This is a genomic window from Providencia sp. PROV174 (assembly GCF_028480685.1).
GTDB lineage: Bacteria > Pseudomonadota > Gammaproteobacteria > Enterobacterales > Enterobacteriaceae > Providencia > Providencia rettgeri.
In genome coordinates this window covers 142,702-158,621 of sequence record NZ_JAMPOT010000023.1, presented here as the reverse complement: position 1 = coordinate 158,621, position 15,920 = coordinate 142,702, and the positions used below count along the sequence as shown (strand labels likewise).

At 39.8% G+C, this 15,920-nt stretch carries 12 protein-coding genes; 3 read left to right on the top strand and 9 right to left on the bottom strand.

What is annotated here, in order from left to right:
- Positions 1–42 precede the first annotated feature (42 nt).
- Both PSE60_RS18540 and nagK read right to left on the bottom strand, forming a co-directional pair.
- On the bottom strand, positions 43–681 hold the full coding sequence (locus tag PSE60_RS18540) for an OB-fold-containig protein (protein ID WP_004906782.1): 639 nt from the start codon (positions 679–681) through the stop codon (positions 43–45).
- A gap of 388 nt (positions 682–1,069) precedes the next feature.
- A complete protein-coding gene (nagK, locus tag PSE60_RS18535; RefSeq protein ID WP_272666414.1) occupies positions 1,070–1,981 on the bottom strand; it encodes an N-acetylglucosamine kinase in 912 nt (303 codons plus the stop codon).
- 248 nt (positions 1,982–2,229) lie between these two features.
- On the opposite strand from nagK, the gene PSE60_RS18530 reads away from it, so the two are divergent.
- The 3 genes from PSE60_RS18530 (at position 2,230) to asd (ending at position 4,190) form a co-directional block, all read left to right on the top strand.
- The gene (locus tag PSE60_RS18530) at positions 2,230–2,490 is read left to right on the top strand and encodes a type B 50S ribosomal protein L31 (RefSeq protein WP_272666396.1); all 261 of its coding nucleotides are present in this window, start codon (positions 2,230–2,232) and stop codon (positions 2,488–2,490) included.
- 2 nt (positions 2,491–2,492) lie between these two features.
- Positions 2,493–2,633, top strand: a complete 141-nt coding sequence (ykgO, locus tag PSE60_RS18525) for a type B 50S ribosomal protein L36 (RefSeq protein WP_004906789.1) — start codon at positions 2,493–2,495, stop codon at positions 2,631–2,633.
- A 450-nt stretch (positions 2,634–3,083) separates the two neighbouring features.
- Positions 3,084–4,190: an aspartate-semialdehyde dehydrogenase gene (asd, locus tag PSE60_RS18520; protein ID WP_272666395.1), complete on the top strand. Its 1,107-nt coding sequence runs from the start codon at positions 3,084–3,086 to the stop codon at positions 4,188–4,190.
- A gap of 70 nt (positions 4,191–4,260) precedes the next feature.
- On the opposite strand, the gene PSE60_RS18515 is transcribed toward asd, so the two are convergent.
- From PSE60_RS18515 to dnaA, 7 genes are all read right to left on the bottom strand, one after another.
- Positions 4,261–4,608, bottom strand: a complete 348-nt coding sequence (locus tag PSE60_RS18515; protein WP_272666394.1) for a DUF1622 domain-containing protein — start codon at positions 4,606–4,608, stop codon at positions 4,261–4,263.
- Between the two features lie 74 nt (positions 4,609–4,682).
- Positions 4,683–6,266, bottom strand: a complete 1,584-nt coding sequence (locus PSE60_RS18510; protein WP_272666393.1) for a phosphoethanolamine transferase — start codon at positions 6,264–6,266, stop codon at positions 4,683–4,685.
- Between the two features lie 209 nt (positions 6,267–6,475).
- Positions 6,476–9,373 (bottom strand): autotransporter domain-containing protein, encoded by a 2,898-nt coding sequence (locus PSE60_RS18505; RefSeq protein WP_272666392.1) that lies wholly within the window; start codon positions 9,371–9,373, stop codon positions 6,476–6,478.
- A 297-nt stretch (positions 9,374–9,670) separates the two neighbouring features.
- Positions 9,671–12,085: a DNA topoisomerase (ATP-hydrolyzing) subunit B gene (gene gyrB, locus PSE60_RS18500; protein ID WP_210839148.1), complete on the bottom strand. Its 2,415-nt coding sequence runs from the start codon at positions 12,083–12,085 to the stop codon at positions 9,671–9,673.
- Positions 12,086–12,103: 18 nt separating this feature from the next.
- Positions 12,104–13,198, bottom strand: a complete 1,095-nt coding sequence (gene recF, locus PSE60_RS18495; RefSeq protein ID WP_198642105.1) for a DNA replication/repair protein RecF — start codon at positions 13,196–13,198, stop codon at positions 12,104–12,106.
- Between the two features lie 9 nt (positions 13,199–13,207).
- On the bottom strand, positions 13,208–14,308 hold the full coding sequence (dnaN, locus tag PSE60_RS18490) for a DNA polymerase III subunit beta (RefSeq protein ID WP_004906806.1): 1,101 nt from the start codon (positions 14,306–14,308) through the stop codon (positions 13,208–13,210).
- A 5-nt stretch (positions 14,309–14,313) separates the two neighbouring features.
- Positions 14,314–15,705 carry a chromosomal replication initiator protein DnaA gene (dnaA, locus tag PSE60_RS18485; RefSeq protein WP_109912543.1) on the bottom strand — a complete coding sequence of 464 codons (1,392 nt, stop codon included), beginning with the start codon at positions 15,703–15,705 and terminating at the stop codon, positions 14,314–14,316.
- Positions 15,706–15,920 lie beyond the last annotated feature (215 nt).

The window sequence follows — 15,920 nt, the reverse complement described above, 5'->3', positions numbered from 1 at the left end:
TTTCGATTATGCAAGCAAGATATTTATTTTAAAAAAAAGAAGTTATCCGTGGCGAAATTCATTTTCACTGACAACTTGATAACTGTGCGATGCTGCGTCATAGCTAATGATGACAACATGATCACCGCGTTTTAACTGTTCGGAGGACGGGGCTCGTATTTGTAAAATTAACCCAGCTCCACCATCTTCTAATAGCGCCTCACCATTTTGTTCACTTACTGTTCCCGAACGTACAGTGGCGTATTTGCCGATAAGCTGCTGTACTGTTTTGGGTTTATTGAGACTCACCAATTTTTTGCGCACAGGTTTTAAGCACAAAGCGGTTAAATGAAGAGAGATAAATAGGGTGATCGCAAAAACGGCGAAGCTAACGAGATAGCGTAATAAATCAGTATCAATGAAGCGAATGAAGACATGTACGCTGAAATAACTGATTATCCAACCAAAAAGAGTAAATAACGTGACAATAATGGTGACAGGGATTCCGGCTAAGCCAAGCTTGGTTAACCAGCCAGCAAAACCCGTTGCATCAATACCGGCATCAAATTCGGTATCAAGATTAAATACGTCGATATCCAATAAGCCAAAAGCGGCACATAACCAATAAAATAAAACAATGATTAGCAAACCACTAAAGATAATTGTCGGGAACATCAAACTGTTATGGAAAAACAAACTCATAGGGTTTTCTCTTTATTATTAATGGATTATTGAGCTTTCGTAAAAAGGAACGTTTGTTTAATTTATCACCATAAAATAATTTAATTTAATAATATCTTTTTTAATTAATAGCAGTATCAGACTAGTCTATAAGCACTTTTAATTTTTTGAAGTCTCTTATAGTACTGGTTGTTTATCCAGCCTTATTTGATGAAGTTATTCCTAAAGTGTTATCGATAACAGTAAGACATTAATGAGATAGGATTTTACCATTAATAACTAAGTTGATGATAATCATTCTCAACTATAATAAGCGTGTTTAAAGTACAAAATGGGGAAAAAAATAAGATTAAAGTGATAAATTCGCGCTTCATGGATGAAAACCGTTATGAAGCGCAAAAAAGTAAGATTAGTCTATTAAGTTGAGGAATGCGGCACCTCTTGCGCCTCCAGAGTCACCATAACGTGCTTTTTCGATTGCAGGTAATGTCGCTATGCCATAGAGATATTGTGGAAGCACTTCTGGTAGTTGTTTATAGATCTCTTCAAACTGCGATAATCCTCCGCCAATCACCACTAAATCAGGGTCAAAAACAGTGACAATTTGCCCCATAAACATCGCAAGTAATGACATATAGCGGTTAACATGTTCTTTTGCTTGAATATCGCCTTGTTTATATTGCTCGATAATTTCGATAGCTGAACGTTTTTCATTGGTGAATGAGGAGTAAATACGCTCAAAGCCTGGGCCTGATAGGTAAGTCTCAAAGCAAGCAGTTTGGCCACATCCACAAGTTATTTCAAGGACGTTTTCTCCTAACAATTTGGCTCCACGAACGCTGAGGTTCATGTGGCCTATTTCCCCTGCAATTCCATTTTTACCGGATAAAACCTTACCATTTATAATGAACCCACCGCCTACACCAGTCCCTAAAATTAAGCCAAGTACAGTTGGATAGCGTTTAAAATCTGGGTCCCAAGCTTCTGATAATGCAAAGCAATTGGCATCATTTTCCACTTTCACTGGACGCTGCAATATATTAGCAAGATCATAAATTAAAGGTTTATATTGTGCGGTAGGGACGTTGGTTGTAAAAACGGTTCCTTCAGCATGGTTTACGATACCCGGAACACCAACACCCACTTTTCCTTGGCAGTTAAATTTTTCATCTGCTTCGCGCGTGAGTTTGAGAAACGTATTTAAGAGCGTTTGGTAATCATCTTTAGGTGTGGGGACACGTTTTTGCCAGACCTGATTTAGTTCGTTGTCAAAGACGGCAAGTTCAATTTTTGTCCCACCCATGTCAAAGCCGTAATACATTTTCATCTTCCCCTAATGGTTTATTTATTAAAAAGATAATGTATCTATTTGATAAATAATAAATGATGGAATCTACTAATCTAATTATACAAAAGTTCATTGGAGGATAAATTACTGTTTTGGTATTTATTTTTTATGTGAAATTTTTTCATTGCTTTTCGTCTTAAATATTCTTGAATAAAAAATAATTGCACCACTATTTAAAATGCGTTATTGTTATATTATAACATTACATTTAAGTGGTTATTATGAAACAGGGGATCCATCCACAATACCGTACCGTGGTTTTTCATGACACAAGTGCAGATGCCTATTTCAAAGTAGGATCAACAATAAAGACTGAAAAAACAATTGAATATGAAGGTGAGATATTTCCATATGTCACGCTTGATGTTTCTTCTCAGTCACATCCGTTTTATACCGGTAAACAGAAAATGATTTCTCAGGAAGGTAAAACGGCACAGTTCCAGAAGCGTTTTGGTCGGTTTTTACAGCCAGAGGGTAAATAAAGATGAAAGTACTGAGTTCATTAAAAACGGCAAAAACCCGTCATCCAGATTGCCAAGTTGTTCGCCGCCGTGGCCGAGTGTATGTGATATGCAAAACAAACCCGCGCTTTAAAGCGGTGCAAGGCTGTAAGAAAAAACGCTAGTTATTTAATTCACACATAATTATAAAATTTTTCCTGTATCGCTTTATATTTTATTTGCTTAGCCATTGCAGATTATTGCTCTCTGCCGTGGCTTTTTTTATTTGTTTTTTATCCATTGATTTCTTCGATTATTAGCATGATTACTAATCTTCTTATTATTAGTGATGAAATTCACTTGCGCACTGGTGCATATTTTGTCAAGTTTATACTTATCATCCTTCAAGTTGCATGGGTGTTGACTACGCTCAGACTGACGAATCACATACACATGTATGCTCATCGGATTCTCTTCACTTGTCACTTACCTGCAACTCGAATGATATAACGCAAGATACATCCGAAAAATTTCTAGTTTCAATTTGGGTGAATGATAAAAATGACAGTATCCATGTTGTAAAGTCGGAACTGGAAATTTTTTGGTTGAAATTTAAACGAACAGGGTGAGTAAAAATGAAAAATGTCGGATTTGTTGGCTGGCGAGGAATGGTCGGCTCAGTATTGATGCAAAGAATGGTAGAAGAACGTGATTTTGATGCGATCCATCCCGTTTTCTTTACTACATCACAACAGGGGGAAGAAGCCCCTGTTTATGGTGGCCATCGTGGTGTTTTACAGGATGCTTTTGATATTGATGCGCTAAAGGCATTGGATATCATTATTAGCTGCCAAGGTGGCGATTACACCAACGAAGTTTATCCTAAACTTCGTGAATCAGGTTGGAATGGCTATTGGATTGATGCGGCGTCTTCATTACGTATGAAAGATGATGCGATTATTATTCTTGATCCCGTGAACAACCAACATATCCAAGACGGTTTAAATAAAGGCATTAAGACCTTTGTCGGTGGAAATTGTACGGTAAGTTTAATGTTAATGTCTTTAGGTGGGCTGTTCACTAATAATTTAGTGGAATGGGCATCTGTGGCAACGTATCAAGCGGCATCAGGGGCTGGGGCACGTAATATGCGTGAGCTTCTGGCACAAATGGGGTCTTTGCACACACAAGTTGCTAAAGAACTCCAAGACCCGGCTTCTGCTATTTTAGATATCGAGAAAAAAGTTACAGACTTCACTCGTAGTGGCACAATGCCAACGGATGCATTCGGCGTACCATTAGCGGGTAGCCTGATCCCATGGATTGATAAAGCATTAGAAAACGGCCAAAGCCGCGAAGAGTGGAAAGGCCAAGCAGAAACTAACAAAATTCTTGCGACAGGGAATAATATTATTCCTGTTGATGGTTTATGTGTACGTATTGGTGCGTTGCGCTGTCATAGCCAAGCTTTCACATTGAAGCTGAAAAAAGATATTCCGTTGAATGAAGTTGAGCAATTGCTTGCCTCGCATAATGATTGGGTGAAAGTGGTTCCTAATGACCGTGAAATCACTATGCGTGAGTTAACACCTGCGGCAGTCACAGGTACGCTTAGCACCCCTGTTGGTCGCTTACGTAAACTGAATATGGGCCCTGAATATTTATCTGCCTTTACTGTTGGTGACCAATTACTGTGGGGCGCCGCTGAGCCGCTTCGTCGTATGTTACGTATTTTGCTATAGTTTCTGAACTGTAATCAGTAATTTTATATTAACCTGCACACTAAAATGTACAGGTTTTTTTGTGCCTAAATTAATGACGAGCGGGGTCATTCTGCGGAGGCTGATGTTCTAACTCTTTTGCTAAGAAGTAGTTTAAGAAGGTACGGATCACGGCAATGATACCTAATTTGATAAGGCTATCTAAATCTGGGTCGACGGTCGTTGCTAAAATATCAGCAGCGAGCTGGAACTCTAATGCAGTTGCTAACCAATCACCAAAACAATAACGAGCCTTACGTGATTTCTGGGTGTGCACCCAGACGATCAGGGTTTTTACTAGCCCAATTACCACGCAGATGACTGAAATAGCTTCTAAAAGTAACTGGAGTACGTGAACACTAGACACCAGTAATTCACGTAAAAAAACTAAATCAAACATTAAGACCTCGACTCGATAAGTAAGCTGGATTCATATTGATTAACTATGAGCAAATATTGGCAAAATATCGAGTTTTATTGTGGGTCTATGGTTTCTGAAGGTAATTGACTAATAGATAAAATGTTTCGATTGCCATCAATTACCTGAATGTTTTTATTGGATTGATAACATTTACGTAAAGGCGATAAACAAGCTTGCTGTGCGCCTTGTTGTATATTAAGCCAATCACTGATTAGCCAATAATTATTCGCTGTAGAATAGGGGGACTGCAAATTTTCTGGGTTGATACTTGGTTTACTCGCACTTTGGCTGTACCAAATCAGCAAGGGGATTTCATAGGCTTCTTTTCTTGGGTTGTTAACACCATGATGGTAGTGAATATTGTTATCACTGTCTAAGCGTTGCAATGCGTGATCTGAATAGTACATCAAAGTCGCAGGCTTACTTTCGAGTTGCTGCATAAGGTTTTCGATAAATTTATCGGTATAAGCAATTGAACTGTCGTAGCAATCGTCATCTTCTTGGCCACTAAATGTTTTTAGTTCAGCTTCAGGAAAGCGGTTACAGGCAGGTTCATGGCTACCATATGTATGTAAAACAATGAGTTTTTTCTTATCAGTGGGGTCATTGATAGCGTTATTGAAGTCATCTTGCAGCTCTTCATCATAGCCGACAAATTCGTTCCACGCTTTCTTTTGCGACATAGAGGCAATAGCAGAAATAATACTGGTACGTTTATTGGTTTTGCCTTGGTTGCTGATCCAGTAGGTTTTAAAGCCCGCATGATTGGCTAATGAAATGATATTGTCTGAATAGTGTGATTTATCCTGCATTTGCTCAAAGCGAATATTAGACAGTGAAATAGGAACCGACAAGATAGTCACCGGTGCCGGAGAATACGCTTGTTGAAACGCCAATATTTGTGATTTTCGCTGATTTAAATTAGGCGTTGTATCATATTGATAGCCGTAAAAGCTCATATGGTCACGGCGTAATGATTCACCGATGACAAGTACATAGATTTCAGTATCAGAGGTTTTTTTCTGGTAATTAAAAGCAACCTTTTGTGATGATATTTTTTTTATTCCCCGGTTTTCATATAAATTTTTTACTAAAGCCGCAGCATTGTAGAAGGGGGTATTTAAGAAGTATTTTTCTGTGATCAATAACACGCTATCTGGCTTGCTAAGTAATGATGCATAATAGGCTGGAATGGCTAATAGATAGCCACAAAGTAGCGCCATGCTTATCGCTGTGATACGGCGATTCATGTATTTTGCGCATTGATGAATACAGACTAAATAAGCTGAAAAAACAAACAGATAAAATATAACATAACCAATGTTATAGGAAAGCATTCCTACCGTTTCACTGCTATTGGTATTGATAAAAGTTTCTGCAATCGAAGAAGAAAAGCGGATATCGTGTTTTTGATAAAAGAAAAATGAAACAGATAAATTGAGAGCCCATAGGAGTGAAACAAACACCGTGAAAATTTTGCCAAGCAAAAAACGATAAATGCCCGCACATAACAGTATTATCAGCGCTCCTGAAATTACGATGGCAATATCAGCAATAATGCTAACATCTCCACTGAAAAATACAGGGGTGATAGATATCAATAATGCATAAATTAAAATAATAATTTGGCGTATCATAGTGTTATTTTACGTATTTTTGACCTTACCTGAGGTTATAGAGGCAATTAAAAATAATAAGTTAACATCTAATTAACTTAAGATGTTATTCGTTTATAACATAAAAAAAGGTAAGGTAATCAAAATAATGGCGTAAAAAACTGTAAAATCTCGTGATGTTTAGTCATGACCTGCCCCTCACAACTTGCGAGGGGAGGTGAGATATTGATTTAGAAAGTTACCGCAATTTTGGCATCAATATTGTTATCACTATAATTTTTTGATAAAAATTTATTATAATTAATTGATAGCTTAGCATTTTCTTTTATATTGATATCGGTACCGACTTTTAATGCCATTCCATGGCGTGATGTAGGAACACTTTGTGTCATAAATGAGCTCGTGGTATCGGAAAAATTCATTTTTATACCTCTATTCAAATTCCCATATTGATATTGCCAGTTAAGCTCACCATGCAAACCAATATTTGATGTTTTACCTAGTTTCCATTGATTATCAAGACGTAATCCAACAGTTGAAAGCGTTGTATTGATGCGTTGTTTACGCGCCTGCAGTGATGTGCTGCTGATATTTTCATTAATTGCATGGTTCATCGCGCTGATATAAGTGAGATTGGTAAATGGCTCAATATTCATCCAATTTGAGTTGATTGGATAGGCCAGCTCCATAAATGCCTGATGGGTATTGGTGTAATAGCTTGCAGAGTGACTCGTACCATTACTGATCGAACGTTCAGTATGAATGAGGTGTGAAGTGTGACTAAGCCCTGCACGAACCGCAAGCGGCTGCCATAAAGCGCTACCATAAATGGCTGCATGGTAGTTATTACTATTGCCATGGCCAAGATGGCTAGATAAGTCACTTTGGCTAAAGCCTGCGGCGATACCGAAAGTCATTTTGTCGTTAATAAAACGTCGATTTGCCCCAAGCAATAGACCATAATTTGATGATTGATACCCAGTGGCATTGTTATCGCCAGTTGTTTTATCCCAATCATAGAGCATTTTGACCCACACATTGCCTTTGTTTTCGCTACTCCATGACTCAGACAAGCGAGCTTGTTCAAGGAGTGATTCTTTAATCTGACGGCTATTATTTATTTGGTTGGATAATACGTCTGCATATATTTGCCCAGTGACATCATGAAATATTGCTCGGGCTTGTTGTTTTGTTTGGCTTTTCAATGTACGGTCATAAAGCGTATGGTACGTAGGAAGCGTTTCAATCGCCTTAGCCACGGCGATTTGGTTTTGCGTTGCTGCTGCACTAGAAAATGCCGTGTTATTACGCCCTATTTTAAGAGTGACCTCTTTGGGGGCGTAATTTAGTGTCGTTCCAATAAACTGGTAATTAGGCACAACGGCATCAAATTGGCCATCAACCCCTTTTTGAGCACTTAATATTGTATATTGTGTATTAAATAAGCGGTTGATATCTTGCTTAGAGAGCGGGTTATTTTGATTTTCAAGAGTGACACTGACGGTACCGCCTTTTAATGAGGCTGAGCCTTGGCTGATGACCTTATCGTTTTGACCTGCTGGATTGATTTCAACCACATAATGGCTGCCTGGAGTAAAAGTCACAGAATCAACAATGTTAATTGTGCCAATTGAGTGGCCGGGTGCAACGACGGCACCTTGGTTGGCGGTTAATTGTCGAATGCTTCCATTACCCGTTAGTAAGCCGTGGTGGTTAATATTAACAGAAGCACCGATTTTTCCGCCATCTAGAACCAATATCCCTTTTTGGATATCAACTGCGGAGTTTAAGTGCTTTTTAAGGGTAACTGTTCCGCCATTAATATCGGATTTTTGCGAATATTTATTTTCGCCGGTTAAGACTAAATGGCCTTGATTTACTGTGAAGCCAGCAAAGGTATTATTACCTGACAATACTAATGTCCCTTGGCTTTGTTTCGTTAACTTTCCAGTCCCTTGAATATTATTTTTCCATTCATCTAACTTTCCAAAATTGGCAATATCAAAGTCATTAGTATCTTGATTAATGATAAAGTTTTCATATAAATAAGAGGGACCCTGATAAGCCGCAGGTAAGTTAATTAATCCCCAATAGGAGTTCGGATCATTTTCTTTGATATTCCAACCTGCAATTGATTGGCTTGGATATGCGGTACTGGCTAAAATATGATCCCATTGTGTATTATTCAAGTAAGGGAAACGTAATCGAAGTAAATAACCTGCTGTTTTAGGTATATTTTTAGGCTCGATCATTGATGTATTTTGTATTTCTTTTTTTCCATAATAACCCATGTGGTCATTGGTTATAGGAGTAGAAGCTGTTAGGCAATTTAGTATATTATCTGAACATGATGATGAAATATCATTACGAATATTTTTTGCTGAATCAACAATGAATTTGGTATTTTTCTCATCGGATAGGAGTTGTGACAATAAATAATAATTACCTACACGAGAAGCGATTGTATCAGTGGCAAAGTGTGCGCCAACAATCACGCGGCTTTCACCATATTCAATAGCTCGATTGAACGTTTCACTGCCCTTTTCAGGAAAAATCATCGCCAATACCGCAGCTTGCTTAAAACCATTCCACGTATGACCGCTAGGGTAAGATGAGCCCTGTATTTGTGAATAGCCTGCAATATAGTGACCTTCGTCATCCAATACTTGGTAAGGACGACCGCGTTTAAAATGGTCTTTTAGAATAAAATCAATTGATCTAGTACGCTGTTTTTTTTCATCATAGGCACGAGTACTTGTATCATGTAATAAGCTGATTTCTTTATATTGGTTATGGTCTCTTAGATTAATATCATGTTCGCCAAACAGTATTGTTTGATAACTGTTAAATAAATAACCTGAGTTCTGGGACTTATCTGCGAGTGCTAAACTTTCCCGCTCACCAGTGATATTGATGTATTCGTTACTAATAAGCCTATCTTGCTCAGCAACTTCGCTGCCTTCTTTAGGTGTATTATTAATAATATTATTTTTAATATCTTCAAGCCACGCACCTCTTGTATCAATAATATTTTTCTCTAATTCTAAAATATTAGTTTTTGCTGTTAGAGTATTCATGAATATGAATGGCAATAAAGTCATTGATGCTGAAATAAAAGTTTTTCTCATTATAATTCCGCCGATGCTATTGGTAAAAATTTCATTTTGCGGAGTTTATTTATAATATATTTATTTTTTATGACAGTTATGAAAATAAAAAATCATTATTAATTAAAGCGTTAAGGTTTATTTTTAATTGTTTTATTCTTTGTAAAGTGATTTTGTATTGATTGGTTTAGTTTTTTTGTTTTTTTATTATTGGTTTAATTAAATCGTGAAAATAAGATAATAATTATAGAAAAAATCAAAAAAATAACCCCAAACTTTCGGATGGGGTTATTAAACACTATTTAGTTAGCTGAATAATTAGATATCAATATTCGCTGCTTTTAAGGCATTTTCTTCGATAAATGCGCGACGTGGCTCAACAGCATCACCCATTAACGTGGTGAATAGTAAGTCTGTCGCAATCGCATCTTTCACCGTTACACGCATCATACGACGCGTTTCTGGGTTCATGGTGGTTTCCCAAAGTTGTTCTGGGTTCATTTCACCAAGACCTTTATAACGCTGTACGTATAGGCCACGACGAGACTCACGTGTTAACCAAGCCAGAGCTTCTTCAAAATTACTGATATCTTGGCGACGTTCACCGCGCTTGATATAAGCACCTTCTTCAATTAAGCCGCTGATTAAGTCGCCTAAATGAGTGATACGGCGGTATTCGCTGCCATGAACAAAGTCAAAATCGAGGTTATAGTCGGTATCAACACCATGGGTGCGAATGCGGATCGTTGGCTCGAATAACTGACGTTCACGGTTTTCGTTAATCGTATAGCTATAAGTGCTACCGAATTGTTCGTTATCTTCTAAGCGCTTAACCAGCGTTTTAGCCCATTCCTCTACTTTTTCACTGGTTTTTAAATCATCTTCAGTCAAGGTTGACTGATAAACCAGGCTATTAAGTAGGGCTTGAGGGTAAAGGCGCTCAAGGCGACGAATAATACGATGTGCGGCATTATATTCGACAACCAGTTTTTCGAGTTCTTCACCTTTCATGGCTGGGGCTTCGGCACTTAAATGCAGTTCCGCGCCATCAAGGGCGATAGAAATCAGGTAATCGTCCATCGCATCGTCATCTTTAATGTACTGCTCTTGTTTACCACGTTTCACTTTATACAGTGGTGGTTGAGCAATAAAGATATGACCACGTTCAACGATTTCAGGCATTTGGCGATAGAAGAAGGTCAATAGTAACGTACGAATGTGCGAACCATCGACGTCAGCATCCGTCATGATAATGATACTGTGATAACGCAGTTTGTCAGGGTTGTATTCATCTCGACCAATACCACAGCCTAAAGCCGTAATCAGGGTTGCTACTTCTTGTGAAGACAGCATTTTATCGAAACGCGCTTTTTCTACGTTTAGAATTTTACCTTTTAGTGGCAAAATGGCTTGGTTCTTACGGTTACGGCCTTGTTTTGCAGAGCCGCCCGCGGAGTCCCCTTCCACAAGGTACAGTTCAGATAGCGCAGGGTCACGTTCTTGGCAGTCAGCCAGTTTACCTGGCAAGCCAGCTAAATCTAATGCGCCTTTACGACGAGTCATTTCGCGAGCTTTACGTGCCGCTTCACGTGCGCGCGCGGCATCAATGATTTTACCCACAACGATTTTTGCGTCGTTCGGGTTTTCCAGTAAATATTCAACTAGTTTTTCGTTCATCATCGTTTCAACCGCAGTTTTCACTTCGGAAGAGACCAATTTTTCTTTGGTTTGTGATGAGAATTTAGGATCGGGAACTTTTACTGAAATAACTGCAATCAGGCCTTCACGAGCATCGTCACCGGTTGCGTTGACTTTGCTTTTCTTCTGATAACCTTCTTTTTCCATGTAGTTATTCAATGTGCGTGTCATTGCTGCACGGAAACCTGCGAGGTGAGTACCTCCATCGCGCTGAGGAATGTTATTGGTGAAGCAGTATACATTTTCTTGGAACCCATCATTCCACTGCATTGAAACTTCAACGCCAATACCGTCTTTTTCAGTTGAAAAATAAAAGACAGAAGGGTGGATAGGGGTTTTATTACGGCTTAAATACTCAACAAAGGCTTTGATACCGCCTTCATAATGGAAATGGTCTTCTTTGCCATCGCGTTTATCGACGAGCTTAATCGAAACACCTGAGTTTAGGAACGATAACTCACGTAAACGTTTTGCTAAGATGTCATATTCAAACTCAGTCACACCTTTAAAGGTGTCCATGCTTGGCCAAAAACGAACGCGTGTTCCTGTTTGGTCAGTTTCACCGACAACAGTCAGAGGCCCTTGAGGCTCACCGTGTTTGTAGATTTGTTCGTGGACTTTGCCGTCGCGACGGATAACTAATTCTAATTTTTCAGATAAGGCGTTAACAACTGAAACCCCAACACCGTGTAAACCACCGGAGACTTTATAGGAGTTGTCATCAAATTTTCCGCCTGCGTGCAGAACGGTCATGATAACCTCTGCGGCAGAGACGCCTTCTTCTTCGTGGATACCTGTAGGGATACCACGTCCATCATCCTGTACGGAGATAGAGTTATCGGCATGGATAGTGATCACGATATCATCACAAAAGCCTGCGAGGGCTTCGTCGATAGCGTTGTCGACAACCTCGAAAACCATGTGATGAAGACCTGTTCCATCGTCTGTATCACCGATATACATGCCCGGGCGCTTACGCACCGCATCCAGTCCTTTTAATACCTTGATACTTGAGGAGTCATATGTATTCGACATCAACGTTTCCTGCTCTTTCTATTCCTGAGGTTGAACTTCTATTTTGCCATGTTCTACACTAAACATCTTGCTATTTGCATCTATCATATCATTAACTTGCTCAGGTGTAATGGCACTGACAAACACTTGTGCTTGTGTAGCTTTGAGGCGGGCTGCCAGTAATTGGCGACGGCCTGCATCAAGTTCAGAAGCAAAATCATCCAGTAGATACAGGCATTGTTGCCCGCTCTGATGGGTGAAAAACTCACCCTGCGCTAATCTTAATGCACACATAAGTAGCTTTAATTGACCCCGTGAAAGCATATCTTCAACAGGTGTTCCATTTGCTCGAATACGCAAATCAGCTTTATGTGGCCCTGAAGCGGTATAGGTTAGCGCTCTATCACGCTCAAATTGGCGCTCTAATTGTTCTGAATAATCAATTTCTTTATCCCAACCGCGTTGAAAGGATACTGAGAGTGAAAATTCGGGTAAAAATTGTTGGCAAGTTTGCTCGATATTTTCGGCAATACCTGCAATATAGTCATGGCGCCATTGGCTTATTTGCTCTGAAAGCGGTGCCAGTTGTTTATCCCAATGACGAATTTGCTCATAACGCGTAACTTGCCGTAAAGCGGCATTGCGTTGTTTTAATAACCGTTTTAAATCTGACCATACTGAAAAAAACAGCGGGTCATTGTGAAAACAACCCCAATCAATAAAAGCACGTCGATATTTAGGACCGCCATTTAGCAAAGTAAACCCTTCAGGGGTAATCAGTTGCATTGGCAATAATTTTGCTAGCTCTGCAATTTTATGGCCATCAGTACCGTCTATTCGAACTTTACTGTCACCATCACGGTTTTTGCTTAAACCTAGTGAAAGGTCGTTTCGCTGTTCATCTAAATGACTAAGTTTACCATGAAGAATGAATTGCTCTTGCTCATGACGAATAACCCGGTTCGCTTGAATACTGCGAAATGCACGACCATGGCCGAGTGTATATATGGCTTCCAATATACTGGTTTTACCGCTCCCATTGGGGCCAATTAAAAAATTGAACCCATTAGCAAGGGAGAGATCCGCGTTTTCAATATTTCGAAAATCACGGATCAATAAACGCGAAAGGATCATAAATACCGATTACAAACGCATTGGCATGACAACATACACCGCTGCTTTGCTATCAGCATCTTCAATCTGCACACTGGAAACGGCATCGGTTAACAGAAGTTGCACATTTTCACTTTTTAGTGCATTTAAGACATCTAAGATGTAGCTGACGTTAAAGCCAATTTCCATCTCAGTACCTTGATAGCTAACATCAACAATTTCTTCAGCTTCTTCTTGTTCTGGGTTATTGGCAGTAATACGCAGTTGGTTTTCGCTGAAATATAAACGCACACCGCGGAATTTCTCATTCGATAAAATTGCAGCACGAGAAAAGGCTTGCTTGAGTAAATCACAGCGTGCTTCTAAGGTTTTGTTTGGATTTTTCGGTAGTACTCGGCGGTAATCAGGGAAACGGCCATCAACCAATTTAGAGGTAAAGATAAAATCCCCAACGTGAGCACGAATATTATTACTGCCGATTTGCAGTTGTAGAGGGGTATCACCACCATCTAACAAGCGCATTAACTCAATTACCCCTTTACGAGGCACTATCACTGAATGAGAGGGTAGCGATTGACCAATATCCATTGCACACACGGCAAGCCTGTGACCATCAGTGGAAACGGTTCTGAGCATTTGGTCTTCGGTTTCAAATAGCATACCGTTAAGGTAATAACGGACATCTTGGTGCGCCATTGAAAACTGAGTGGCTTCAATTAAACGTTTCAGTATTGATTGCGGAAGAGAAAACTCCACTTCACTTTGCCAGTCATCCAAGTTTGGAAAGTCAGCGGCTGGCAACGTGGATAATGAAAAGCGGCTACGCCCAGAACGGACGAGCAGTCTGTCATCATTCAGCTCTACATGAATTTCAGAACCTTCAGGTAACCCACGCCAGATATCAAAAAATTTGCGTGCGGGCACGGTGGTTGCACCAATTTCGTGCTCCCCTGTTAGGGCAACATTGGCCATCATCTCCATTTCAAGGTCGGTCCCAGTGAGTTGGAGGGTGCCTTCTTTTACCTGTAATAAAAGGTTACCTAAAATAGGCAGAGTTGGACGCCCACCTAAAGGACCACTAACCTGTTGTAACGGTTTTAATAACTGCTCGCGTTCTATTGTAAATTTCATAGCAATTAAGATGATAATGTTCTGATTAAATTAGAAAAATCTTCTTTGATGTCATGGCTTTCTTCCCGTAATTGTTCAATTTTACGGCAAGCATGTAACACCGTGGTATGGTCACGGCCGCCAAAGGCATCCCCGATTTCAGGTAAACTATGGTTAGTCAGCTCTTTTGCCAGTGCCATTGCCATCTGACGCGGACGTGCGACAGAACGGGAACGACGCTTAGACAGTAAATCTGCAACCTTAATTTTATAATATTCAGCAACTGTTTTTTGAATATTATCAATAGTTACCAGCTTTTCTTGTAGTGCTAATAGGTCACGCAGTGCTTCTCTGACAAAATCGATAGTAATCGCGCGGCCAGTAAAGTTTGCGTTGGCAATCACACGATTTAACGCCCCTTCTAACTCACGAACGTTCGAGCGAAGGCGTTTGGCGATGAAAAAGGCCACTTCACCCGGAAGTTGAATCTCATTTTCATCTGCTTTTTTCATTAAAATCGCCACGCGAGTTTCTAACTCTGGTGGTTCGATTGCAACGGTTAGACCCCAACCAAAACGCGATTTTAAGCGATCTTCCACCCCGTTAATCTCTTTTGGGTAACGGTCAGAGGTCAAAATAATTTGCTGATTGCCTTCTAGTAGCGCATTAAAAGTATGGAAAAATTCTTCTTGCGAGCGCTCTTTGTTAGCAAAAAACTGGATATCATCAATGAGCAGTGCATCTACAGAACGGTAATAACGTTTGAATTCTTCAATCGCGTTGTTCTGTAGAGCTTTGACCATATCTTGAACAAAACGTTCAGAGTGCATATAAACCACGCGAGCGTTGGCTTTATGCTGCATAATACTATTGCCGACAGCATGTAATAAGTGGGTTTTACCTAGACCCGTTCCACCATAAAGAAACAATGGGTTGTAGGCACCACCTGGATTTTCTGCCACTTGCCTCGCTGCGGCGCGAGCCAATTGGTTCGATTTACCTTCAACAAAGTTATCAAAAGTGTGCTTAGGGTTTACATTAGAACGATAAGCAACCTCTGGTTGTACTTTGGCTGAGTTGTCCCAACTCGGTTTAATTGGGGCTGACGGAACGGCAAACGCAGGTACTTGTTGAGTTGTACGTGCTTGTGTTGCTGCCGGTGCGACTGTAATCGGTTTGTTGCCTACCTCAAAGTGTAGTGCAGGCGCGTCAGTTCCACAAAAGTCATTCAATAATTCATTAATATTATTGATGTACTTGTCTCTAACCCAGTCGAGAACGAAACGATTTGGGGCATAAAGTGCCAGCGTATTGTCGTTTAATTCAGCTTGAAGGGGTCGTATCCACATACTGAATTCTGTGGCAGGTAGTTCATCCTGCAATCGGGCAAGACATTGCTGCCAAAGCGAAAGTGACACGTTGGACTCCCCTAAACAAGGTCAATGGAACAAGAAGTACGGATGTAAACAAAGAGTTTCTCGGGCTCATTCTTAGTGCTATGACCCAAAAATATTTTAGATTAACGCTTACTTACTGCATATTACCGATCGATGGATCAGAAATAGACCAGCGATCATACCGCAAAATTAGTCAGAGATCTCCATTCTTTTACACAGTTTTTATGCTTTTTATC

Coding starts and splice junctions, on each gene's coding strand:
- PSE60_RS18540 (WP_004906782.1), bottom strand. CDS start 681: ATGAGTTTGTTTTTCCATAACAGTTTGATGTTCCCGACAATTATCTTT.
- nagK (WP_272666414.1), bottom strand. CDS start 1,981: ATGTATTACGGCTTTGACATGGGTGGGACAAAAATTGAACTTGCCGTC.
- PSE60_RS18530 (WP_272666396.1), top strand. CDS start 2,230: ATGAAACAGGGGATCCATCCACAATACCGTACCGTGGTTTTTCATGAC.
- ykgO (WP_004906789.1), top strand. CDS start 2,493: ATGAAAGTACTGAGTTCATTAAAAACGGCAAAAACCCGTCATCCAGAT.
- asd (WP_272666395.1), top strand. CDS start 3,084: ATGAAAAATGTCGGATTTGTTGGCTGGCGAGGAATGGTCGGCTCAGTA.
- PSE60_RS18515 (WP_272666394.1), bottom strand. CDS start 4,608: ATGTTTGATTTAGTTTTTTTACGTGAATTACTGGTGTCTAGTGTTCAC.
- PSE60_RS18510 (WP_272666393.1), bottom strand. CDS start 6,266: ATGATACGCCAAATTATTATTTTAATTTATGCATTATTGATATCTATC.
- PSE60_RS18505 (WP_272666392.1), bottom strand. CDS start 9,373: ATGAGAAAAACTTTTATTTCAGCATCAATGACTTTATTGCCATTCATA.
- gyrB (WP_210839148.1), bottom strand. CDS start 12,085: ATGTCGAATACATATGACTCCTCAAGTATCAAGGTATTAAAAGGACTG.
- recF (WP_198642105.1), bottom strand. CDS start 13,198: ATGATCCTTTCGCGTTTATTGATCCGTGATTTTCGAAATATTGAAAAC.
- dnaN (WP_004906806.1), bottom strand. CDS start 14,308: ATGAAATTTACAATAGAACGCGAGCAGTTATTAAAACCGTTACAACAG.